The following is a 22,231-nucleotide window of genomic DNA, read 5'->3' on the forward strand; positions in this document are numbered from 1 at the left end:
GCAGTGGCAGCTTTCGATTTCTATTTCACGCGCCTGATCTACGATTCGGGCGACTGGGATGTGGATATCCGCATGCCGAGCAACGTGCTGAACTCGCTGGTCGAGTACACCACGTTGCGGGTCGACCCGGTCGAGCGGATGGTGCCGCTGTCCGATCCCAAGGTGCTCGAGGCGCCGTTCGTCTACATGGCCGGGCACAAGCTGGTGCAGTTCTCGCCGGCCGAGCGGCGCAACTTCGAGCGCTACGTGCGCGGCGGCGGCTTCGTGTTCGTGGACGACTGCAACCATGACATCGACGGCCTGTTCGCCAAGTCCTTCGAAGCGGAGATGGCGCGCATCTTCGGCCCGAAGGCGCTGAAGAAAATCCCCAACAACCATCCCATCTATTCGAGCTTCTTCAAGTTCGACGGCCCGCCCAATACCGGCGTGGAGCTGAACGGCTGGGGCGACGACCTGGTGCACGACTACCTGAAGGCGATCGAGATCGACGGGCGCGTGCGCGTGCTGTACTCCAACAAGGACTACGGCTGCGAGTGGGATTACGACTTCCGCAACAAGCGCTACCTTGTCATCGACAACACGCGCTTCGCGGTCAATATCATTCAATACGCATTGGGAGCATGATGGAAGCGGTAGCCTGGAACGAAAACGATGTGGCCGAACTGACGCGCAAGGTTGGCGCGCTCAAGGCCAGCATGGGCAAGGTCATCATCGGTCAGGAATCGGTGCTGGACTCGCTGATCATCTGCCTGCTGGCCGGCGGCCATGCGCTGGTCGAAGGCGTTCCGGGACTGGGCAAGACGCTGCTGGTCAAGTCGCTGGCGCAGGCCACCGGCATGCACTTCAACCGCGTCCAGTTCACGCCGGACCTGATGCCGTCCGATATCGTCGGCACCGAGATCCTGGAAGAAGACCACGCCACCCGCCAGCGCGTGTTCCGCTTCCAGCAGGGGCCCGTGTTCACCCAGGTCCTGCTGGCCGACGAGATCAACCGCGCGCCGCCCAAGACCCAGTCCGCACTGCTGGAAGCGATGCAGGAGCGCGCCGTGACGTTTGCCGGCCAGACCCACCAGCTGCCCAAGCCGTTCTTCGTGCTGGCGACCCAGAACCCGATCGAGCAGTCCGGCACCTATCCGCTGCCGGAGGCGCAGCTCGACCGCTTCCTGCTGCGCATCGACGTGGTCTACCCGACCGAGGACGAGGAAGTGCGGATGGTGTCGGCCACCACGCATGCCGGCCTCCGCGACGCCGAGCAGGCGATGGATACCGAAACGCTGCTGCGCCTGCAGCGGCTGGTGCGCGACATCGAGATCGGCGAGCACCTGGTGCGCTACGCGACCCGCCTGGTGCGCGCGACGCGCCCGTCGGAGACCACCGTCGCCGCGGTCCGGAAGCACGTCGGCTGGGGCGCAGGCCCGCGCGCCGGACAGGCGCTGGTGCTGGCGTCCAAGGCGCGCGCGCTCATGCAGGGCCGCCTGGCGGCCACCCGCGAGGACATCGGCGCCATGCTGCTGCCGGTGCTGGCGCACCGCGTCCTGCGCAACTTCGAGGCGGAAGCGGACGGCATCGCCATCGCCGACATCCTGCAGGCGCTGCACAACGAGATCCCGGTCGCCTGACAAGCATGATCGCTTCATCGGCGCTGGTCGCGCACACGGCCGATCTCGGCCTCGTCATTCGTCACGTCCTGGCAGGGCTCGGACATGGCATCCACGCCGGCCGCGAGCGCGGCGCGGGCGTGGAATTCTCGGAGTACCGCGCGTATGCGCCGGGCGACGAATGGCGGCGCGTGGACTGGAAGCTGCTGGCGCGCGCCGACCGCTACTTCGTGCGCGAGGCGGAGCGCGACAGCCACGTCGCGGCCTGGCTGGTGCTGGACGCCACCGCATCGATGGCCGAGCCAAGCCGCAGCGTCAAGGGACTGGACAAGATGTGGTTCGCGCGCACGCTCCTGGGATGCATCGCGTCGATCGCGCAGCGCCAGGGCGACGCATTCGGCCTGCTGGTCCTCAGCGGCGGCAAGGTGCAGTTCACCCCGGCCTCGCGCGGACCGCGCCAGCTCCAGCGCGTGCTGGCGGCGCTGTCGCGCGCCGAACCGTCGGGCGAGTTGCCGCCGGAGGACCTGCTGCGCTCCAGCCTGCATTTCGCCCGCTCGCCCAGCCTGGTTTTTGCTGCCGGCGATTTCATTGAATTTCCGTCGGCGCTCTCGTCGGCGCTGGTACGACTGCGCCACATGCAGCACGACGTGCGCGTAGTCGGGCTGCAGACGCAGGCCGAGGTGGACGCGGGCTTCGACGCCGCGCGTCCCTACCGCGATCCGGAGCATGCGGGTGCGGTGTTCCGCTTCGATGCCGCCGCGCAGGTCCAGTACCGCGAGCGCCGCACCGGACATTTCGATGCCGTCGCCGCCGAATGGAAAAAGCACGACATACCGGCTCTGATGGCCACCATTGAAGACGCACCCGGCGCGGTGCTGCGCGCATGGATGCGCAAGGCGGGGCGCATATGAGCCTCTGGTGGTTCGCACTCCCTATCCTGCTGCTGCCGGTCTGGTGGCACCGCCAGAAGCGCGAGAGCGTCAAGGCCGTGCCGCTGGCGACGGCGCGTTTCCTCCCGCAGGCCGACCCGCGCCAGGTGCGCGTATGGAAATGGTCCGACCGCTTCCTGCTCCTGCTGCGCTGCCTGCTGCTCGTGGCGGTGATCGTGCGGCTTGCGGACCTGATGTTCCCGTGGCGCGGCGATGCCGTGCTGGTCGCGCCGGGCACGGACGCGGGGTGGGTCGACCGGCAAGCCGCAGCAGTGGGGATGGCGAGCGCGCCGCGCATGCAAATGGATGGCCGCGACGTGCTGGCCTGGTTTGCCGCGCACGAACGCGAATGGAACGACGGCGCCCGCGTGCTGGTCGTTGGCGACGTCGCCATGCCCGCGCAGATGCCGCGCCTGCGCCATACCGTCATCCTGCGTACCCGCCCATCGGCCACGAAGCCCGAGCCGCGCCGCGTGCTGGTGACGAGCGAGCGCGCTGCCGCATGGCGCGCGTTCTTCGATGCCGCCTCTGCGAGCGGCCAGCCATATGTGGCGGCGACCGGTGCGGCCGAGCTGGCGGTGTGGGACAACGCTGCCGCGCCGCCTGCGGACCGCAAGGCCGGATTGTGGTGGGTCACCCGGCCTGCCGCGTTCCCGCAACTGGCGCAGGCGCGCCCCGTGCCGGCAACCGGGATCGCCGGCTTCCGCTATGCCGATACGCCGCAGGGCCGGGTCTGGACCGCGAACAGCCTGCCGCCGGCTGATGCCGATGCCGCCGGACGCCTGTTCGAGACCTGGCAGCGCCTCCATTACGCGCCGGTGCCGTACACCGTGCCCTCGCACACGCTGCAGGCATTCGCCGGTGCGCCGCTGGCGAGCGGCAGCGGCGCCCTGCGTTCCTTCTTCAATATGCTGCTGATCGCCCTGTTTGCAGCCGAACGGATCCTGACCCATGTCCGCCGCCGCTGATATCGTCTCGCGCCTTCAACTGCTGGCCATGCGCCGCCGCGCGCTGGCGTGGCTGCTCGCGCTGCTGCCGTGGATCGCGCTGCGCTCTGTAATCGGGATTGCAGCGGTCGTGCTGGTGGCCGGCTTCGACCTCTGGCGCGTGCGTCGCAAGGTCGCCGCGCAGTGGACCGCCTGGCTGGACGCACAGTGGCCGGAGATGGAAGACAGCAGCCGCCTGCTGCTCGACGCGTCGACCCCGGTGGCGCGCCTGCAGCAGGCGCGCGTGCTCCGCCGCGCAGAAGAGCTGTTGGGCCAGGGCGAAGCGGGCCGGGTCGCCTGGCAGCATATCGGCCATGGCTTTGGCTGGGTGGTGCCGAGCCTGGTCATCGCCGCGTCGCTGTGGGCATGGCAGCAGCGCACGGTCGCAGCCGCGACGCCTTCCGCCCCGATTGCCATGGCCGCGGAGAAGCCGGCGCCGACGATCGGCCTGCGTGTCGAGCCGCCTGGCTACACCGGACTTGCATCCTACGACAGCGCGCCGCGCGACCTCCAGGTGCCGTCCACTTCGACCGTGCGCTGGTGCGTGAAGAACGGCGTGGAGCCGCTCGCGCCGGTCGAGCTCTCCGACGGCAATGTGCTCAGGTTCGAGCGCGCCTGTGCGCAGTGGAAGGCGACCGAATCGGTGTTCTGGCGCTGGAACGGCATTCGCCACAACCTGCGCGTGACGCCCGACGTGGCCCCGGTGGTCACGATTGCGGCGCCGAAGGACATCCTGACCATCCTCCCGGCCGGCACCACCTCTGCGCACATCAACCTGGCGGTGCAGGACGATTACCGGGTGGTGCGGGCCACGCTGCACATGACGCTGGCGCGCGGCAGCGGCGAGAACGTGCGCTTCTCCGACCGCGAAATGCCGATCCCGGCAGGGAGCAATCCAAAGCAGCGCCGCTTCGACCGCCGCTTCACGCTGGCCGAACTGGGCATGGAGCCGGGCGACGAACTGTACTTCTTCGTGCGCGCGGTGGACAACGCCGGCACGCCGCAGATGACGCAGTCGCCCACCTATACGCTGCGCCTGCCCGGACCGCAGGCCGAGGGTGAGCAGTCGACCGCGCTGCCGATGCTGGTCAAGCCGGAGAACCTGCGCAGCCAGCGCCAGATCATCATCGACACCGAGCAGCTGCTGGCCGACATGCGCGCGAACCCGCGCATGCCGGCGGCGGCGATCCGGGCGCGCAGCGAGGCGATCGCCGGCGACCAGGGCGTGCTGCGCCGCCGCTACGGCCAGTTCCTCGGCGAGGAATCGTCGCTGTTCGCGGCTGGAGACGACCATGCCGGCGAAGGCGAGGGCGGCGGCATGGATGTGCTGCACGACTACGGCCACGCGCACGACCAGGCCGAGAACGCGACGCTGTTCGACGAAGAGACAAAGAAGATCCTGCGGCGCGCGCTGTCGGCGATGTGGGACGCGGAAAAGTCGTTGCGCGCGATCGAGCCCCGGTCCGCGCTGGCGCCGGAGAACAAGGCCCTGCTGGCGATCAAGGAGCTGCAACAGGCCGACCGCATCTACCTGCACAAGACCGCGTTCGCACCGCCGCCGATCAAGGAAGAGAAGCGCATGACCGGCGAGCTGGATGGCGCAGCGTCGTACCAGCGCGAGCAGGCCGGATCCGATGATGTGGTTCCCGCCACGGTGCGCAAGCTGATCGCCGCACTGTCCGAAGAGGGCGCGCTGCCGGCCTTGTGGTCGCGCGACGCCAACGACTGGATCCGTGAGCGCATCCGCGACGACGACCAGCGCCTGTCCGCGCAGCGCGCGGTGCAGGACGTCGCGGACGGATGCGTCAAATGCCGTCCGGCGCTGCGCGCCTGGCTGCGCGGCGCCATCGAGACTGCGCCTGTGCTGCTGCAGGCAAAGCCGGTCGCGGAGACGCCGTTCACGAAAGCATTGCAAGGCGGAGGCCGCAAATGATTGAACTGGCTATTGCAGCCGTAGCGGTGGCGCTGGCCAGCGCGGCGGCGTACCTGTGGCGCCGCCAGTGGATCGATGCTGCGCTGGCGCTGGTCGCGGGCGCCGCGCTGGCAGCGCTGGTCAATGGTTTCAGCCTGCCTGCCGGCAGGGGGCCTGCGGCCGATGCAGCATCCGGCGACATCGCGCACGCGGCCGAAGTGACGGTGGACGGCGACGGCCTGCGCGCGGCGCAGTGGCATGACCTGCCGGCGCGTCCGCTGCGCTGGAGCGCGCCGGACACGCCTGTGCTGCGCCTCGACTTCCCCCACGAGATGGTGCGCGGCCGTATCTTCACGCTGGCGGTCGAGCGCGGCGAGAGTGGCCCCGCACGCCTGCAACTGCTGGCCGAGAACGGTGCGCTGCTGGCCGAATCGAAGGGCGAGGGCCGGACCATTTCCGTGCAATGGATGCCGCCGATCGCCGAATCGCTGGTGCTGCGGGCGCGCCTGCTCGGCAAGGACGGCAAGCCTGTTGCGGAAGGCCCGGTGCCGTTCCGTGTGACCGACAATGAACCGCTGCGCGTGCAAGGCCGCTTCGGCGCGCCGTCGTTCGACGCGCAAGTGCTGGCGCGGCTGCTGCAGCAGTCGCACGCGGTGCTCGATTGGCGCGTCGTGCTCGGAAAGACGATCACGCGTGCGCAGACCTCGCGCGAAGCGATCGCCAGGCCCGACGTGGTTGTCGTGGACGCGGCCTACGTCGAGCGCCTGCCCGCGAGCGCGCGTGCCCAACTCATGGCGCAGACCGCAAGCGGCGTTCCGCTGATCGTGCTGGGCGCGAATGCGTCCGACCGCTCGCTGTGGCAACGCGAGTTCCAGCTGGCGCTGGCCTCCCAGCCGGACGGCACCGAGACGCGCGGCGAGCTGAAAATGGCCGTGCCTGCGCTGGCCGCCCAGGCCCAGGGGACGTGGCGCGATGGCGGCGAGCGCATCGCCACGCGGGCATGGCAGCAGGGCCGCATCACGTGGCTGTCGCTGGCCGACTGGCACCGCCACGCGATCACGCAGCCGAAGGCGCTGGCGCTGTGGTGGCAGCAGGTGGTCGATGCCGCGGGCGTGCGCCGCAAGGTGGACATGAACTGGCTGGCGCCGGCCGAGATGCCGCTCGCGGGCCAGCGCCTGGAAGTCTGCGCGACCGGCGTCCAGGGCAGCGTGCGTTTCCCGTCGCTCGACCAGTCGCTGGAATGGCAGCGCCGTCCGGACAAGGCCGGCGCCTCGTGCGTGGCGGTGTGGCCGCGCAAGGAGGGATGGCTGGCGATGGAAACCGGCGCCAAGGGCGAGGCGCGCAGCGCCGTGTACGTGTACGAAGACCAGGACTGGCCGATGTGGCAGGCGGCGCAGCGGCGCGACGCCACCGCGCTGTACGCGGCGCGTACGCCGGAGCGGGTCCCGGCCGGACGCACGCCGCTGCCGGAGTGGCCGTTTGCACTGGCGTTCGTGGCGGCCATGCTTGGCTTGTGGTGGCGCGAACGGCGATAGCAGGATGGTGTTGGCGGAATCGGCCACAACATGGCCGATTCCGCCAAAAGGATGGACCGGTCCCCTTGCGTGCCGGCGCGACTAGGCGTGGTCGTGCATCCAGGCCTTGAGGCCGTTGACCCAGTTCTTGGCGGGCAGGTTGAACTCGCGCCGGATGTCGCCCGCGCGCTTATATAGCGCGGCAAAGTCGACTTGCGGCGAGTTCTTGAAAGCGATGACGACGATGTTCGCATCGTGCACCTCGGGCAGCCAGACCACCGAGTCGAACGCCGACTCCATCGCCTGCAGGTTCTTGTCGTAGTTGGAAAAGTCCCCGAACACGTTTGCCGTCATGATGCCGCCATCTTTCAGGCAGTCCGCGCAGGCCTGGTAGAACTCGGGCGTGTCCAGCACCGGGCCGCGCGCTTCTTCGTCGTACAGGTCGACCTGCAGCACATCGAGCTGGCCGCGGTTGGCCGGATCGTTGACGAAGTCGAGCGCGTCCATCTCGCGCACGTCCAGCCGCGCGTCGTTGGGCGGCAGCCCGAACAACGCGCGGTTGATGGCGACGACGTTGGGATTGAGCTCGGCGACCGACACGCGCGCCTGCGGGAAGCGCTGGTAGCAGAACTTGGTGAGCGCGCCGCTGCCCAGCCCCAATTGCGCGATGCGGCGCGGCTGCTCAATGAACAGCATCCACATCATCATCATCTGGACGTATTCCAGCTCGATCGCGTCCGGCCGCGACAGGCGCATCGCGCCCTGCACCCACGAGGTGCCAAGGTGGAGGAAGCGCACGCCTTTGAATTCGGTGATGGTCGCGGGCGGATGCCCCGGTGCGGAAAAACGTGGATCGGGTGACGACATTACGACAGTGTAGCAGCCGCCGGCAGGATCATCGTCACGGCCAGGCCGCCGCCGTCGCGATTGGCCAGCTGGATGCGCCCGCCGTGCGCTTCCGCGATCTCGCGCGCAAGCGCCAGTCCCAGGCCCGTGCCGCTGCGCTTGGTGGAGTAGAACGGCACCAGCGCATTGGTCAGCACTGCCTCGTTCATGCCCTGGCCGCGGTCCAGCACTTCGATGCGCCAGAAGCCCTGCGCCAGGCGCACGCTCAGCTCGACCTTGTCCGGAGCGGAACCCGATTCGTGGGCGTTCTTCAGCAGGTTGAGGAGGGCCTGCTCCATCTGGGCCGGATCGAACACCGCGCGCTCCTGCGGCAGCTCGCCCACGATGCGGAAGCGTACTTCGGAGGCCAGCCGTTCCGCGAACAGGTCCCAGCTTACGCTCTCCGGGCGCGGCGTCGGCAGCTTGGCGAAGCGCGCATAGCCCGAGATGAACGACTCCAGGTGCCGGGTGCGTTCGGTGATCGTCTCCAGGATCTGGGGCAGCCGTTCGGTCTGCCCGCGGCGCACCAGTTCCGCGCCCGAATGCGCGAGCGAGGTGAGGGGCGCGAGGGAGTTGTTCAGTTCATGGCTGATGACACGGATGACCTTCTTCCAGGTCTGCACTTCCTGGCGGCGTAGCTCCTGCGTCAACTGGCGGATCAGGATCAGCTCGTGCTTGCGGCCGTTCAGGCTGAAGGTGCGGCGCGCCAGGTGGTACACGTCTTCTTCCGTGCCGTCTGCCGCGCTGACGGCGAACAGGCCGTCCTTCCCTTTGGCCAGTGCTTCGGTCAGCGCCGGCGCGGCACCCGACAGGATGTCCTGCAGCTGCATGCCTTCCAGCTTGCGGCCTTCCGCCAGCAACTGGCGCGCGGCGATGTTGGCGAACGCGATGCGGTGCTCGCGCGCGACCAGCAGCATGGCGACCGGCGTGTTCTGCACCATCGTATCGAGCAGGAGTTCGCGCTGCACGAGATCCAGGCGTTGTTCGCGCAGGACATGCCCCAGCGCGTTGTGCGCGGCCACCAGATCGGCCAGCTCGTCGTTCCGGTCCCAGTGCAGGCTGAACGAAAAGTCGCCGTCCTTGTAGCTGGTGACCGTGCCTTGCAGCGCGCGGAACAGCGACAGGATGAGCTGGATCTGCGAGCGGATCGTGATAATGGCGACCGGCACGACGAGCGCGAGGCAGATGCTGAAGACGAGCAGCGGGCGGCCCGGCAGCAGATGATCGAGCGCCATCGCGATAACGATGCCGAGTGCGAGCAGGGTGCCGACCAGTACGGACCAGCGCGTGACCAGCGAAAAGCGGTAGCCGCCCGGCGGCGCGTTCGGCTTCATCGCTTAGGGGCGGGCGATGCCGAGCCGCTCCATGCGGCGGTACAGCGCCTGGCGCGACAGCCCAAGGTCGGCAGCTGCCTGTGCGACCACGCCGTTGGCGCGCGCCAGCGCCTGCGCAATGGTGTCGCGGTCCGGCTCCATGTCGACGCCCGCAGCAGGTGCGACCAGCGGCAGTCCCAGGTCGGCCGCGCCGATGAAGTCGCCGGTGGCGAGCAGGCCGGCGCGCGCCATCACGTTCTTCAGTTCGCGCACATTACCCGGCCACGAGTGCGCGAGTAGCGAAGCTTGCGCAGCGGCGTCCAGCTTCTTGCGGCCGCCCAGGAAGCTGTTGGCCAGCGGGAGGATGTCCGCCGGGCGGCTGGCCAGCGGGGGCAGCCGCAGCTCGATCACGTTGAGGCGGTAGAACAGGTCTTCGCGGAAGGTGCCCGCGCGGATCATGGCGGCCAGGTCGGCATTGGTGGCGCTGATCACGCGCACCTTGACCTGGCGCTCGCGGTTGGACCCGAGGCGTTCGAACCGGCCAGTCTCCAGAACCCGCAGCAGTTTCATCTGGCCGGCCAGCGGCAGGTTCCCGATCTCGTCGAGGAACAGGGTGCCCCCGTCGGCCGCTTCGAACTTGCCTTCGCGCGCCTTGGAAGCGCCCGTGTAGGCGCCCGCATCGGCGCCGAACAGCTCCGCTTCGATCAGTTCCGCCGGCAGCGCGCCGCAATTGAGCACCACGAACGGCCCGTCTGCGACCGAGGAATTGGCCTTGATGATTTCGGCAATGCGTTCCTTGCCGGTGCCGTTCGGGCCGGTGATCAGCACCGGCACGTCGGCGCGCGCGACCTGGCAGGCCAGCTGCAGCACGCGTTCGGTGGCCGGGTCTTCCCACACCATGCCGCACAGCTTGTAGCGGCTTTCGAGCTCGCGCTTTTCGCGGCGCTCGCGCTGCACGCGCTGCTGCAGGGCGCGGTTGGCCTGGCCCAGCTCGACCAGGTTAGTGACAGTCGCGAGCAGGCGCTGGTCGTCCCATGGCTTGGAAAGGTAGTCGGCGGCGCCCGACTTGACCAGGTCCACCGCCGCGTCCAAATGGGTCCATGCGGTCAGCAGGATCACCGGCAGGTCGGGGTGGCGCGCGCGAATTTCGCGGAACAGGGCGACGCCTTCTTCGCCGGAGGTGGTGTCGGCGGTGAAGTTCATGTCCTGGATGACCAGGTCCACGCGATGGCGGGCCAGCATCTGCAGGCCCTCTTCCGGAGAGGCGGCGCGCAGCGCGGCGATGTCGTGCAGCGAGAACAGGACCTCGAGCGCGACGGCGACGGCGGCGTTGTCGTCGATGATCAGTACGGTGGGCATGGCGGGTAGCATATCACCGGGGACCGTCCCCTTGGGGACTGTCCCCAGCTTTTTTGCGTGAGGGGAAGGCCTGCGGGGACCGTCCCCTTTCCACTTACGCGCTGCGGGTGGCCAGGGCCGGCGAGATGCTCGCCGCGCGCCACGCCGGGCCGTAGACGGCCAGCACGCCGAGCGCCCAGAACACCGCGCTGCCTGCCACGAGGTAGGAGATCGGCAGGCGGTCCATCTCCAGCTTGGAGACCAGCAGCTGGTTCAGGCTGATCGCCATCATGACGCCGGCCACGATGCCGGCGGTGGTGATCATGAAGTTCTCGGTCAGGAAGTAGCGCAGGATATCGACCTTGCGTGCTCCCAGCGCGCGGCGTACGCCGATCTGCTTGCGCCGCTGCGTGACCCACAGGCTGGCGATGCCGACGATCCCGCTGGCGGTAATCAGCAGCAGCAGGCCGGACACGATCACCAGCATCCACGACATGGTGCGGTCGTTCTTGTAGCGGTTCAGGCGCGTCTCGTCCATCGTCTGGGTCTTGACGATGACAGGCGTCGGGGACGCCGCGCGCAGGGCTGCTTCGGCTTCGCGCATCACGCGCTCGACCTGGCCGGCTTCGGCGCGCACCGTGTAGAGGTTGACCGTGTCGCCGGACAGGCGCACCGGAACGATGGTCGAATACTCCGCCTCCGGCGCCACCTGCGCGTTTTGCGACTGGAGGCGCTCAACCACGCCGACGATGCGCGACGCGTTGGCGCCTTCGCCGGTGCCGAAGTACATCTCGCGGCCAACGATGTTGGTCTCCCCCGGATACATCTTTTCGGCCAGCGCCTTGGTGATGATGACCTTGTCCGGGAAGTCTTCGCTGGCCTGCTGGTCGATCTCCATCACGTCGTTGGCAGTGAAATTGCGGCCTTCGATGATCTTGAGCCCCCAGGTGGACACGATGTCGTCCGCGCTCAGGTAGAACGAGGCGCCGGTGGTCTGGTTCACCTGCTTGCGGTCGACCGCGACGCTGTTGGTGCTGCCGCTGCGCGACAGCGGGACCTGGTTCACCTTGGCCACCGACGTCACGCCGGCAACCGAACGCAGGGTCGCCGCTTCGCGCTTCTGGGTGGCGAGCTGCTCCTCGTGGCCGCCACGCGTGAGGTTGCGGACGTTGATGAAGAAGACTTCCGATTCGTTCACGATGCCGCTCGGGCGCGCCGCAACCGCCTGGCGCACGTTCACGATGTGCAGCGCGTTGGCCAGGATCGCCATGCTGATGGCCACCTGCACCGCGACCAGGATCGCGCCGGTCTTGTTGCGCAGGAGCGCAGAGAAAATAGGACGGATTTCCATGATCGGATCCTTATTGCGATTTGAGTTGTACGGCCGGCGTTACCTGGCATGCGCGCCAGGTCGGCAGCAGGCCGGCCAGCAGCGCAGCCGCGACCGCGAGCACGAAGGTAAAGGCCAGCATCACGAAGTCCATTTGCGCGACGTTCGCCATGCCTTTCGATTGCATGCCGATCAGCGCGAGCGAGCCGAAGGCCAGCAGCAGCCCCAGGATGCCACCCGCCAGCCCGATCACGCCGCTCTCCACCAGGAACTGGGTGAAGATGTCGCGCTGGGAGGCGCCGAGCGAGCGGCGGATGCCGACTTCGGCCGCGCGCACCGAGAACTTCGCCAGCAGCAGGCCCATCGTGTTGACCAGGCAAAGCAGCAGGAAGCCGAACGCGAGCCACGCCGACAGCTTGGCGTCGTTGCCGACCACCTTCATCTCTTCCAGCCATTCCATCACGTCGAACAGGTGGTTCGGCGCATTGCGCATCAGGCGGCCCAGCTTGCGCTGTTCGGCCGCGTAGTTGTCCAGCCATGCCTTCAGCTCGTCGCGGTCGGAGGCGGACGCGGTCTCGAACCAGAACTGGAACCAGGTGCACTCCGAATTGAGCAGGCCTTGCCAGCCCGGCTCGCGTTCGCTGTTGCAGCTCATGCTGCCGTTGTGCGAGGTCTCGTGGCGGATGGCGGTGGCGAACGGGATATAGAACTCGTCTTCCGCGCCGAACGCGCCAGGGCCGCCGATGATCTTGTAGTAGCGCGGCAGCGGCTTCCAGTGGTCGACCACGCCGACCACCTGGAACGAGAAGCCCATCATGCGGACCTGCTTGCCGACCGGGTTGGCGTCGCCGAACAGGCGCTCGGACAGCTCGCGCGACAGCACGACCACGTCGGCGCCTGCCTTGTCCTCGGCCTCGCCCCATGGCTGGCCATAGCGGAACGGCGTCTCGAACATCGGGAAGAAGTGGCTGGTCGGCGCCAGGCCGGTCGCATTGAAGGCGCCGATGTCCTTGCGCTCCGGTTCGACTGCGGCGCTGATGCCGTAGACCGCCGTGCGGCGCTCGCCCTGGCCCGATGCCAGGAAATTGGTGGCGTCCTTGTAGCTGAGCTGCATGTCGTCTGGACGGTCCGACGGCGTGTAGCCTTCCAGCGGGCCGTTGTCGACGATCGGCACCAGCAGGCGGTCGCTCTTGTGCGGTATCGGATTGCCCGACATGACGTGCAGGATCGTCAGCGTGGAGATCGACGCCGCCACGCCGACGGCCAGCGTCAGCACCATCAGCGCGGTCAGCGCCGGGTTGCGGCGCAGGCTCTTCACGCCTAGCTTGAAGTAATAGCTGAACATGTGCGCGCTCCTTATGCCACCAGCGATGGGGCCTTGCGCACCAGGTCCGACACCTGGCCGTCGATGATGTGCACATTGCGCTGGGTGCGGGTCGCCAGTTCAGGGTCGTGGGTCACCATCAGGATGGTGGTGCCCTGCGCGTTGATCTCCTCCAGCAGCTCCATCACGCCGCGCGCCATCTGCGTATCCAGGTTGCCGGTTGGTTCGTCGGCCAGCAGCAGCTTGGGCGAGCCGGCCAGCGCGCGCGCGATCGCCACGCGCTGCTGCTGGCCGCCGGACAGTTCGGCCGGGTAGTGCTTCATGCGCGAAGCCAGGCCGACCTTGGACAGCGCGTCCTCGATACGCTCGCGGCGCTCGGCGGCATTGAAGCCGCGGTAGCGCAGCGGTACGTCCACATTGTCGAACAGGGACAGGTCAGGGATCAGGTTGAAGCCCTGGAAGATGAAGCCCAGCTTCTCGTTGCGCAGGCGCGAGCGGGCATTGTCGTCCATGCCCTTCACGTTCACGCCGTCGAGGATGTACTCGCCGTCGTTGAAGTCTTCCAGCAGGCCCGCGATGTTGAGGAAGCTGGTCTTGCCCGACCCCGAAGGACCGGTCACCGTGACGAACTCGCCCTGATTCACGGTGATCTCGAAACCGCGCAGCGCGTGCGTTTCGATCATGTGGGTACGGTACACCTTGGAGAGATTTTTCATGCGCAGCATGGTCGTGTCCTTTCTACGTAAGGGTTCTGTTTATTGATTGATCGAGACGCGCTCCGCGTTCTCGAAGGTGTCGGTACCTGCAATGACGATCTTGTCGCCCGGCTTGGCGCCGGACAGGATCTCCACGGAGGAGATCGAGGTTGCGCCCAGCTTGACCGGGGTGCGCACCGCGACCCCGTCCTGCACCACGTAGGCGAACCGTCCGCCTTCGCTTTCGACGAACGGGCCGCGCGCGACCATGACGACGTTCGGCTTCTCTTCGATCAGCAGGCGCGCTGTCACGCGCTGGCTCTGGCGCAGGCCCGGCGGCTGCTGGCCTTCGAAGCGCACGCGCGCCAGCACCTGGTTTCGCACCACCTCGGGCGACAGCGCGGACAGCTTGCCCATCGCCTTGACCGAACCGATCATGATTTCGACGTTCATCCCGAGGCCGATGTCGTCCACGTAGGTCTCCGGGATCTCCAGTTCCACTTCCAGGCGCGACAGGTCGACCAGCGTCATCAGCGGTGCGTTGGCCGGGACCACCGCGCGGTTCTGCACGTTCAGCGTGCCGATGAAACCGTTGGCCGGCGCGCGCACCGTCAGCTCGTCGACGCGGCGCTGGGCGTTGTCCATGGCGAGCTTCTGGCGCTGCATCTGGCTGATCTTGGTCTTGAGTTCGAGCGCCACGTCGTCCTTTTCCAGTGCGGCGGCGCTGGAGGCGTGCTTAGCGCGGATCTCGGCCGAGCGCAGCTCGTCCTTGGCCTTCTGGAAGTCGATCTTGGCGATGATGCCCTCGTTGGACACGCTCTCGTAGCGCTCCAGCGTGCGCTGTGCGGACAGGCGCGCGATCTCGGCGGTATCGGCCTCGCGCTGGGCCAGCAGGCGCTGCTTCTTGGCCAGGATCTCCTGGCGCGCCACCTCGGCCACCAGCTGCTCGTAACTGGACTGCTCGCGCTTGAGCGCGTCGGACAGGTCGGGCGATTCCAGGATCGCCAGCACGTCGCCCTTCTTGACGGTGTCGCCGGCTTCCACCTTGAGCGTGACGGTGGCAGGCGCGGTGGAAAACAGGGTCGGGCTCACGGCGGCGACCACGCGGCCGTTGACGGAAGCGTCGCGCACCAGCGTGCCGCGTCCCACTTCCGCGATGCGCACGCGCGCGGCGTTGACCGAGGCGTCGCTGTTGTTCCATGCGGAGAGCACCAGCGCGGCGGCAATGACGACGGCACCGGCGCCGCCGGCCATCAGCATGCGCTTCCTGTTCTTGAGGCCCGCCGGCGGGGCGATGACGGTGTCCTGGTGAGAAGTATCGCGAATCATGGCTTCGGGTCAGTCGATGGTGATTGAATGCCATCACTTATGCACGAACCGTGCCATACGCTAACTCGTTGATTCTTAACGAAATGCGTTCACGGACACGGCTGTCCGCGTGTCCGTACACCCCGTCGCGGACACCCCGCGGACATGGGGGCGTCGACTTTCCGCCTTGGCGGAATCGGTCAGGTTATGGCGGATTCCGCCAAGGCGGGAGCAGGGCGCTGGCGGTACGCCACCCAGGCGCGGCACAGGAAGTACATGAGCACCAGCAGCGCGATCCAGGCCGCGTAGACCACCGGCAGCGAAGGCTCATAGCCCTTGGGCAGCACGAAGCTGTTGCCATCGAAATGCGGCGTACTGCCAAAGCGCAGCTGGTAGTAGATCTTGCCGAGGACCTGGAACAGCGCGATGTGGATCACGTAGAAGAACATCGGCACGCGCCCGAACAGCTGCAGGAAGCCCACCGGCCTGACGCGGTCGAAGACTGCCAGCAGCGCGAGCCCGATGCCGCCCGTGACCAACAGGTACAGCAGCGACGGCGGATACTTTTCCACGTTCACGAAGGCCATCAGGTCGAACATCGGCCCGCGCCCTGTTGGCGCCCAGTCGCGCGGATCGCCGTACACGTTAAAGCCGCGCAGCAGCAGGAAGCCTGCCAGCAGCATCGCGGCCGTGATCCACAGGATGCGCTGGCGCCGTGGCGGCGCAGCCTGGAACAATGGACCGATCGCGTAGCCGGCCGCCATCAGGCCGATCCACGGCATCAGCGGATAGCGCACGAAGATGCCCTGGATCCCCGCCTGCAGCGGAATGAAGCCCGACTGGTGCCACAGGATCCAGAGCGGCGAGTCCGACTTGACCTGGTCGAGCAGGTTGTGCGGGAGGATCAGCAATGCCGCGATGAGCGCGATGACGGGTCGCGGCAGCCACACCAGCGCCGCGAGGACCACCATGCCCACGCCGATCGCCCAGATCACCTGGAAGATCATGATGTCGTAGGCGAGCTGCCAGCTGAACGAGATCCAGGTCGCTTCGAGCACGATCAGCATCAGCCCGCGCGTGAGGAGGTAGCGGGACAGGGCAGGGATGCCGGATGCGGTGCCGCGCAGATAGGCCGAGCTGCCGGCCAGCAGGATGAAAGTGGTGGCGCACAGATGGGTGACCCAGCGCGTCCAGAACCAGCCTGGGCTCGTGGCCGAGAGGTCCTCCGGAGCGAACAGCGCGACGCCGAAGAAGTCGCGGACATGGTCCAGCGCCATCAGCGCGATGACAAGACCCCGCAGCACATCGATCGCCGGTACCCGTGCCGCTTTGCCCATCGCGCCCCCTCAGTTGTTATCTGACCATGCTACCAGCCAAAATGGGGACAGACCCCATTTTCTTGTGTCTCCGCCCGATAGGAAAGTCACATCAAAATGGGGACAGACCCCATTTTTTTTGTTTCGCCGCCCCCAAAATGGGGACAGACCCCATTTTTTTGTGTCGCCGCGCGAGAAGAAAGTCACATCAAAATGGGGTCTGTCCCCATTATTGTTTGATGGGTTTGCCTTTGTCGATGACTTCGGCGCAGTCGCCGCGGATCACCGCGTTGTCGTAGTTGGTCCAGCCGTAGCTGTCGACGTAGCGCTTGTGCAGCTTGAATTGCGGGTTGACGAAGCTCCACTCGAGCCGTTCGCCCGGGTAGTGCACGTTGCCCATGTCGAGCAGGGTGTGGAACATGTTCTCGGTCGATAGCCGCGCCTTGCGGTGCGTGCGCAGCTGCTTCACCTTGTCCGGGTAGCGCCCCGCGAACTGGTCGGAGTACCAGACAAAGGCCGGTACGTGGAATTCGTACTTGGTGTTGTGGCCGTGGAAGGCCAGGGTGCAGCTCTTGTCGTACAGCGTCTGCCCGTGGTCGGCCACGTACAGCATCGAGGTGAGCTGCTTCGATTCCCTGAGCCGGTCGATCACGGTGGACAGGAACCAGTCGGTGTACAGGATCGAGCTGTCGTAGCTGTTGTTCAGCTGCGGTTTGATGGCCAGGTTGGTGTAGGCCGGCTTGTCCACGCCGAACAGGGAGGGCTGCCAGCGGTCGAACTCGCGCGGGTAGCGGTGGCTGTAGTTCCAGTGGCTGCCCAGCGTGTGCAGTACGATCAGCTTCTTGGGCGACGGGTCGGCCATCGCGATCTTCAGCGGATCGAACAGGATCGCGTCGTGGTTGGAGTTGTTGGTAAAGCCGCCCAGGTTCAGGAACTGCACCACGTCCGCCTCGCGCGCGAACACGGAGACCGGCGTATCGAATTTGCCGAACGAGATCTGGTTGGACAGCCAGAAGGTCTTGAAGCCCGCCTCCCGGAACGCGGTCAGGAAGGACTTTTCGACGAAGCCGTCCTTGAGGCTCTGCGTGGCAGGCTTGCGCGAGATGATCACGGGGACCGACAGGCGGGTCGCCGAGACGGAGGTGATCACGTCCGGCAGGTTGACCAGGTTGGCCTGCTGGGAAAGCAGCGGGTTGGTGTCGCGCGCGTAGCCGTTCAGGCTCCATCGGTCGGCGCGCGCCGATTCGCCCAGCACCATCACCACGATCTCGGGTGCGTTGTCGGCCGCGCGCTGCTGCGCGCCGAAGCGGAAGGCGCGCGAGCGCTGGTCCAGTTCGGCTAGGTAGACCCGTTCGTTGTAGAAGTCCACGCCGCGCGCCATGACGCCGAACGGCCAGGACTGGGCGAAGGCCTCGAACTCGAACGGCAGCCGCGCCCAATGCGGCAGCTGCGGCCACTCCAGTCCCGTCCTGGCGGCGCCCGGGACGCTGGCGCTGTCCGGATCGGCGTCGGCGCTCGGCGGCGCGCTTCCCTTGGCCTGGTGGATGCCGGGGGGAGGCGAGGCAGGCGCGGGCCGCCCCGCGATGCCGAATTCATAGCCGTACGCCAGCACGAAGGCCGCCAGCGACATCGCCGCCACGCCCAGCCAGCGCGAGGAGTCGTCCCAGTCCAGGTCGCGCGTGCGCAGCGCGAGGCGGAAGGTGGCGCCCCACCACGCCACCACGCCGACCAGCACCGCCACCATCAGCCACACGGTCGAGCCGAGGAATTCCATCGCCTCCATCGGGCTGGTCTCGGCGATGATGCCCAGGTGGTGGGTGGAGATGCCCTGGCCGTAGAAGCGGAACAGGTACACCTCGGTCGGCAGGGCCAGGAAGGCGGGCAGCAGCAGCGCGTGGAACCAGGCCGGGCGCTTGAGCACGGCCCAGACCGCGATCCAGGCCAGCACCTCGACGCCGATCACCTGCCAGGGGCGCGCCACCGTGCGGCCGAACAGCAGGGGCACGAACGGGATCGCCGACAGCGCCAGGTAGGTCAGCAGCAGGTACAGGTTGATGGGGCGCAGCAGTGATCGCATGAATATGGGCGGGGACTGTCCCCGTAGGGACCGTCCCCAGCTTTTCTGGTGTCAGGACGGATTAGGCTAAAAAGCTGGGGACGGTCCCCAAGGGGACAGTCCCCGGCAGCGGCGTATTGTATCGGTGAACGCCTCATATATATACAGGCAGCCCCGAGCCGCTCCTGTCGTGCCTGCGATACATCCTGTCGTGCCTGCGATACAATAACGCCCCGGCCACCCCGCCGGCCGCCCCGCGAGCGGTAAACAAGTTGACCCGGCCATAGGTCCGGTCTATACTCGCGAGTTCTCGATTTTATTCTGCACATCGTTTACGCATTGCGGCGCCGCTCCCCAGTGAGTGGCTTTCGGCGTCTCCCATGTGTGCTTCGGGACCCAAGTTTTAGTCCCCGGATGAGAATCCGGATTTGTTAATGTGTAGTTCATTTTGTTGGATTTATAACGATGCCAACCATCAATCAACTGATTCGCAAGCCGCGCGTTGCCGCGGTTGTGAAGAGTAAGTCGCCGGCACTTGAAAACTGCCCGCAAAAGCGCGGCGTGTGCACCCGTGTGTACACCACCACGCCGAAGAAGCCGAACTCGGCGCTTCGTAAGGTCGCCAAGGTGCGCCTGACCAACGGTTTCGAAGTCATTTCGTACATCGGCGGTGAAGGCCACAACCTGCAGGAACACTCGGTCGTGCTGCTGCGCGGCGGTCGTGTGAAAGACTTGCCAGGTGTGCGTTACCACATGGTCCGCGGTGCACTGGATACCCAGGGCGTGAAAGACCGTAAGCAGGCTCGCTCCAAGTACGGTGCGAAGCGCGCAAAACAGGCGAAGAAGTAATCCACTTTTTTCGCAATTTAATGAGTTGAGCCGGCCGGAAGGCCGAGTAAGTGTCCGGATCATGATGGTCCGACGCGAGTGCGGAATTAGCACTCAACTGAAGACAAGGAAGGAATTGAAATGCCACGTCGTCGTGAAGTACCCAAGCGCGAGATCCTGCCAGATCCAAAATTCGGCAATACCGATGTCGCCAAGTTCGTCAACGTTCTCATGCTGTCCGGCAAGAAGTCGGTCGCTGAAAACATCATCTACGGTGCGTTCGAACACATCAAGCAGAAGTCCGGCAAGGACCCTCTGGAAGTGTTCACGGCTGCACTGAACAACTGCAAGCCGATGGTCGAGGTGAAATCCCGCCGCGTCGGCGGCGCCAACTACCAGGTGCCAGTGGAAGTTCGTCCAGTCCGTCGCATGGCGCTGTCTATGCGTTGGTTGCGCGAAGCCGCAAACAAGCGCAGCGAAAAATCCATGCCACAACGCCTCGGTGGCGAACTGATGGAAGCCGCTGAAATGCGCGGCGGTGCAATGAAGCGCCGCGATGAAGTTCACCGCATGGCAGAAGCGAACCGCGCGTTCTCGCACTTCCGCTTCTAAGCACAATGTTGGCCGGCCTGGTTCGCCGGGCTGGCCAGTCAGTCGTTCAGGCCGGGCTCATTTTGGACAACAAAATGCTGCTCGGTTTTGTCCATTCAAAGATTTAGGATTACATTATGGCACGCACTACCCCCATTGAGCGCTACCGCAACATCGGTATCTCCGCTCACATCGACGCCGGTAAGACCACCACCACCGAGCGCATCCTGTTCTACACCGGCGTGAACCACAAGATCGGTGAAGTGCACGATGGCGCCGCTACCATGGACTGGATGGAGCAGGAACAAGAGCGCGGCATCACGATTACCTCGGCTGCGACGACCTGCTTCTGGAAGGGCATGGCGAACAACTTCGAGCCGCACCGCTTCAACATCATCGATACCCCGGGCCACGTCGACTTCACCATCGAAGTGGAACGTTCGATGCGCGTGCTGGACGGCGCCTGCATGGTTTACTGCGCAGTCGGCGGCGTGCAGCCACAGTCGGAAACCGTGTGGCGCCAGGCTAACAAGTACAAGGTCCCACGTCTTGCGTTCGTCAACAAGATGGACCGTACCGGCGCGAACTTCTTCAAGGTCTACGACCAGATGCGCGCTCGCCTGAAGGCCAACCCGATCCCTCTGCAGATCCCGATCGGCGCCGAAGACAACTTCAAAGGCGTGGTCGACCTGGTCAAGATGAAGGCGATCTACTGGGACGACGCGTCCCAGGGCATGAAGTTCGACTACCGCGACGTGCCGGCAGAACTGCTGGAAACCGCCAAGGAATGGCGCGAGAAGCTGGTCGAAACCGCCGCTGAAGCGTCGGAAGAGCTGATGAACAAGTACCTTGAAGAAGGCGACCTGTCGGAAGCCGAGATCAAGAAGGCGCTGCGCGACCGTACCATCGCTTCGGAAATCGTTCCGATGATGTGCGGCACCGCATTCAAGAACAAGGGCGTGCAGGCAATGCTGGACGCGGTCATCGAATACCTGCCGTCGCCAGTGGACATCCCACCGGTCTCGGGCACGGACGAAGACGACCAGCCGACCACCCGCAAGGCGTCGGACGACGAGAAGTTCGCTGCGCTGGCATTCAAGATCATGACCGACCCGTTCGTCGGCCAGCTGATCTTCTTCCGCGTCTATTCGGGCGTCATCAACTCGGGCGACACCGTCTTCAACCCGATCAAGGGCAAGAAGGAACGCGTCGGCCGTATTCTGCAGATGCACGCGAACCAGCGCGAAGAAATCAAGGAAGTCCGCGCAGGCGACATCGCTGCAGCAGTCGGCCTGAAAGAAGCGACCACCGGCGAAACCCTGTGCGATCCTTCGGCACCGATCATCCTCGAAAAGATGGTGTTCCCTGAGCCGGTGATCCAGCAGGCAGTCGAGCCGAAGACCAAGGCCGACCAGGAAAAAATGGGCCTGGCGCTGAACCGCCTGGCACAGGAAGACCCGTCGTTCCGCGTGCGTACCGACGAAGAATCGGGCCAGACCATCATCGGTGGTATGGGCGAGCTGCACCTGGAAATTATCGTCGACCGCATGAAGCGCGAATTCGGCGTGGAAGCAACCGTCGGCAAGCCACAGGTTGCGTACCGCGAAACCATCCGCAAGTCGGTCTCCGACGTGGAAGGCAAGTTCGTCAAGCAGTCGGGCGGCCGCGGCCAGTACGGCCACGCTGTCCTGACCATCGAACCGCAAGAGCCAGGCAAGGGCTTCGAGTTCATCGACGCGATCAAGGGCGGTGTGGTTCCACGCGAATACATCCCTGCAGTCGAGAAGGGCGTGCGCGAAACCCTGACCGCCGGCGTGCTGGCTGGTTACCCGGTCGTTGACGTCAAAGTCACCCTGACCTTCGGTTCGTACCACGACGTCGACTCGAACGAAAACGCGTTCCGCATGGCGGGCTCGATGGCGTTCAAGGAAGGCTGCAAGCGCGCGAACCCGGTCATCCTCGAGCCGATGATGTCGGTCGAAGTGGAGACCCCGGAAGACTACGCCGGTAACGTGATGGGCGACCTGTCGTCCCGCCGCGGTATGGTGCAGGGCATGGACGAAATCCCAGGCGGCGGCGGCAAGATCATCAAGGCCGAAGTACCGCTGTCCGAAATGTTTGGTTACTCGACCACGCTGCGTTCCGCAACGCAGGGCCGTGCAACCTACACGATGGAATTCAAGCACTACGCTGAAGCGCCTAAGCACGTGATCGACGCGATCGTCACCGCAAAAGCTAAGTAATACACATCCTTAGCGGAAGGGGCGGGCCGCGAGGCTCGCCCCCGAAGCAAGTAATTAGTAAAATC

18 protein-coding genes are annotated in these 22,231 nt (G+C 66.0%); 9 read left to right on the forward strand and 9 right to left on the reverse strand.

Translation table 11 applies throughout. From position 1 onward, the window contains the following. The first annotated feature begins 3 nt into the window (after positions 1-3). Genes ACFSQR_RS02480 through ACFSQR_RS02505 form a run of 6 tightly spaced genes read left to right on the forward strand, consistent with a single transcriptional unit; the run spans position 4 to position 6,960 of the window. Positions 4-624: a DUF4159 domain-containing protein gene (locus ACFSQR_RS02480; protein ID WP_377727739.1), complete on the forward strand. Its 621-nt coding sequence runs from the start codon at positions 4-6 to the stop codon at positions 622-624. Further along, positions 621-1,619 carry an AAA family ATPase gene (locus ACFSQR_RS02485; protein ID WP_377727741.1) on the forward strand — a complete coding sequence of 333 codons (999 nt, stop codon included), beginning with the start codon at positions 621-623 and terminating at the stop codon, positions 1,617-1,619. The genes ACFSQR_RS02480 and ACFSQR_RS02485 overlap by 4 nt, the downstream gene beginning before the upstream one ends. A gap of 5 nt (positions 1,620-1,624) precedes the next feature. Continuing rightward, positions 1,625-2,509, forward strand: coding sequence for a DUF58 domain-containing protein (locus ACFSQR_RS02490; protein ID WP_377727743.1), 885 nt, complete (start codon positions 1,625-1,627; stop codon positions 2,507-2,509). Beyond that, positions 2,506-3,495 (forward strand): BatA domain-containing protein, encoded by a 990-nt coding sequence (locus tag ACFSQR_RS02495; protein ID WP_377727745.1) that lies wholly within the window; start codon positions 2,506-2,508, stop codon positions 3,493-3,495. Before ACFSQR_RS02490 ends, ACFSQR_RS02495 begins: the two co-directional genes overlap by 4 nt. Then, positions 3,479-5,446 carry a hypothetical protein gene (locus tag ACFSQR_RS02500; protein WP_377727748.1) on the forward strand — a complete coding sequence of 656 codons (1,968 nt, stop codon included), beginning with the start codon at positions 3,479-3,481 and terminating at the stop codon, positions 5,444-5,446. The genes ACFSQR_RS02495 and ACFSQR_RS02500 overlap by 17 nt, the downstream gene beginning before the upstream one ends. Beyond that, positions 5,443-6,960 carry a hypothetical protein gene (locus ACFSQR_RS02505; RefSeq protein ID WP_377727751.1) on the forward strand — a complete coding sequence of 506 codons (1,518 nt, stop codon included), beginning with the start codon at positions 5,443-5,445 and terminating at the stop codon, positions 6,958-6,960. The genes ACFSQR_RS02500 and ACFSQR_RS02505 overlap by 4 nt, the downstream gene beginning before the upstream one ends. An 81-nt stretch (positions 6,961-7,041) precedes the next feature. Here ACFSQR_RS02505 and ACFSQR_RS02510 read toward each other — a convergent pair whose 3' ends face one another. The 9 genes from ACFSQR_RS02510 to ACFSQR_RS02550 form a co-directional block, all read right to left on the reverse strand. Then, the gene (locus tag ACFSQR_RS02510; protein WP_377727754.1) at positions 7,042-7,806 is read right to left on the reverse strand and encodes a fused MFS/spermidine synthase; all 765 of its coding nucleotides are present in this window, start codon (positions 7,804-7,806) and stop codon (positions 7,042-7,044) included. Further along, positions 7,806-9,158, reverse strand: coding sequence for a sensor histidine kinase (locus ACFSQR_RS02515; protein WP_377727757.1), 1,353 nt, complete (start codon positions 9,156-9,158; stop codon positions 7,806-7,808). The genes ACFSQR_RS02510 and ACFSQR_RS02515 overlap by 1 nt, the downstream gene beginning before the upstream one ends. A gap of 3 nt (positions 9,159-9,161) precedes the next feature. Beyond that, complete coding sequence (locus tag ACFSQR_RS02520; RefSeq protein WP_377727760.1) at positions 9,162-10,496, reverse strand: sigma-54-dependent transcriptional regulator; 1,335 nt, start codon at positions 10,494-10,496, stop codon at positions 9,162-9,164. Between the two features lie 94 nt (positions 10,497-10,590). Beyond that, positions 10,591-11,826 (reverse strand): ABC transporter permease, encoded by a 1,236-nt coding sequence (locus tag ACFSQR_RS02525; RefSeq protein ID WP_377727762.1) that lies wholly within the window; start codon positions 11,824-11,826, stop codon positions 10,591-10,593. Positions 11,827-11,836: 10 nt separating this feature from the next. Continuing rightward, positions 11,837-13,150 (reverse strand): ABC transporter permease, encoded by a 1,314-nt coding sequence (locus tag ACFSQR_RS02530; protein WP_377727764.1) that lies wholly within the window; start codon positions 13,148-13,150, stop codon positions 11,837-11,839. 11 nt (positions 13,151-13,161) lie between these two features. After that, a complete protein-coding gene (locus ACFSQR_RS02535) occupies positions 13,162-13,854 on the reverse strand; it encodes an ABC transporter ATP-binding protein (RefSeq protein WP_377727766.1) in 693 nt (230 codons plus the stop codon). Between the two features lie 30 nt (positions 13,855-13,884). Beyond that, positions 13,885-15,153, reverse strand: coding sequence for an efflux RND transporter periplasmic adaptor subunit (locus ACFSQR_RS02540; protein ID WP_377727768.1), 1,269 nt, complete (start codon positions 15,151-15,153; stop codon positions 13,885-13,887). Positions 15,154-15,332: 179 nt separating this feature from the next. After that, positions 15,333-16,469, reverse strand: coding sequence for a DUF1624 domain-containing protein (locus tag ACFSQR_RS02545; RefSeq protein ID WP_377727771.1), 1,137 nt, complete (start codon positions 16,467-16,469; stop codon positions 15,333-15,335). Positions 16,470-16,677: 208 nt separating this feature from the next. After that, positions 16,678-18,525 carry a phosphoethanolamine transferase gene (locus tag ACFSQR_RS02550; RefSeq protein WP_377727774.1) on the reverse strand — a complete coding sequence of 616 codons (1,848 nt, stop codon included), beginning with the start codon at positions 18,523-18,525 and terminating at the stop codon, positions 16,678-16,680. Positions 18,526-18,969: 444 nt separating this feature from the next. Between ACFSQR_RS02550 and rpsL the strand changes: the two genes are divergently transcribed. The 3 genes from rpsL (at position 18,970) to fusA (ending at position 22,166) form a co-directional block, all read left to right on the forward strand. Continuing rightward, on the forward strand, positions 18,970-19,353 hold the full coding sequence (gene rpsL, locus ACFSQR_RS02555) for a 30S ribosomal protein S12 (RefSeq protein ID WP_377727777.1): 384 nt from the start codon (positions 18,970-18,972) through the stop codon (positions 19,351-19,353). 120 nt (positions 19,354-19,473) lie between these two features. Next, positions 19,474-19,944 carry a 30S ribosomal protein S7 gene (gene rpsG / locus ACFSQR_RS02560; RefSeq protein WP_377727779.1) on the forward strand — a complete coding sequence of 157 codons (471 nt, stop codon included), beginning with the start codon at positions 19,474-19,476 and terminating at the stop codon, positions 19,942-19,944. 116 nt (positions 19,945-20,060) lie between these two features. Continuing rightward, the gene (fusA, locus tag ACFSQR_RS02565) at positions 20,061-22,166 is read left to right on the forward strand and encodes an elongation factor G (RefSeq protein WP_377727782.1); all 2,106 of its coding nucleotides are present in this window, start codon (positions 20,061-20,063) and stop codon (positions 22,164-22,166) included. Positions 22,167-22,231 lie beyond the last annotated feature (65 nt).

This window comes from Pseudoduganella sp. GCM10020061, assembly GCF_042683405.1.
Classification (GTDB): domain Bacteria; phylum Pseudomonadota; class Gammaproteobacteria; order Burkholderiales; family Burkholderiaceae_D; genus Telluria.

Bases quoted from the DNA above. Each gene is read 5' to 3' on its own strand.
- fusA (WP_377727782.1), top strand. From the start codon at position 20,061: ATGGCACGCACTACCCCCATTGAGCGCTACCGCAACATCGGTATCTCC.
- rpsL (WP_377727777.1), top strand. From the start codon at position 18,970: ATGCCAACCATCAATCAACTGATTCGCAAGCCGCGCGTTGCCGCGGTT.
- ACFSQR_RS02510 (WP_377727754.1), bottom strand. From the start codon at position 7,806: ATGTCGTCACCCGATCCACGTTTTTCCGCACCGGGGCATCCGCCCGCG.
- ACFSQR_RS02540 (WP_377727768.1), bottom strand. From the start codon at position 15,153: ATGATTCGCGATACTTCTCACCAGGACACCGTCATCGCCCCGCCGGCG.
- ACFSQR_RS02495 (WP_377727745.1), top strand. From the start codon at position 2,506: ATGAGCCTCTGGTGGTTCGCACTCCCTATCCTGCTGCTGCCGGTCTGG.
- ACFSQR_RS02505 (WP_377727751.1), top strand. From the start codon at position 5,443: ATGATTGAACTGGCTATTGCAGCCGTAGCGGTGGCGCTGGCCAGCGCG.
- ACFSQR_RS02500 (WP_377727748.1), top strand. From the start codon at position 3,479: ATGTCCGCCGCCGCTGATATCGTCTCGCGCCTTCAACTGCTGGCCATG.
- ACFSQR_RS02545 (WP_377727771.1), bottom strand. From the start codon at position 16,469: ATGGGCAAAGCGGCACGGGTACCGGCGATCGATGTGCTGCGGGGTCTT.
- ACFSQR_RS02520 (WP_377727760.1), bottom strand. From the start codon at position 10,496: ATGCCCACCGTACTGATCATCGACGACAACGCCGCCGTCGCCGTCGCG.
- ACFSQR_RS02525 (WP_377727762.1), bottom strand. From the start codon at position 11,826: ATGGAAATCCGTCCTATTTTCTCTGCGCTCCTGCGCAACAAGACCGGC.
- ACFSQR_RS02535 (WP_377727766.1), bottom strand. From the start codon at position 13,854: ATGCTGCGCATGAAAAATCTCTCCAAGGTGTACCGTACCCACATGATC.
- ACFSQR_RS02515 (WP_377727757.1), bottom strand. From the start codon at position 9,158: ATGAAGCCGAACGCGCCGCCGGGCGGCTACCGCTTTTCGCTGGTCACG.
- rpsG (WP_377727779.1), top strand. From the start codon at position 19,474: ATGCCACGTCGTCGTGAAGTACCCAAGCGCGAGATCCTGCCAGATCCA.
- ACFSQR_RS02530 (WP_377727764.1), bottom strand. From the start codon at position 13,150: ATGTTCAGCTATTACTTCAAGCTAGGCGTGAAGAGCCTGCGCCGCAAC.
- ACFSQR_RS02550 (WP_377727774.1), bottom strand. From the start codon at position 18,525: ATGCGATCACTGCTGCGCCCCATCAACCTGTACCTGCTGCTGACCTAC.
- ACFSQR_RS02490 (WP_377727743.1), top strand. From the start codon at position 1,625: ATGATCGCTTCATCGGCGCTGGTCGCGCACACGGCCGATCTCGGCCTC.
- ACFSQR_RS02485 (WP_377727741.1), top strand. From the start codon at position 621: ATGATGGAAGCGGTAGCCTGGAACGAAAACGATGTGGCCGAACTGACG.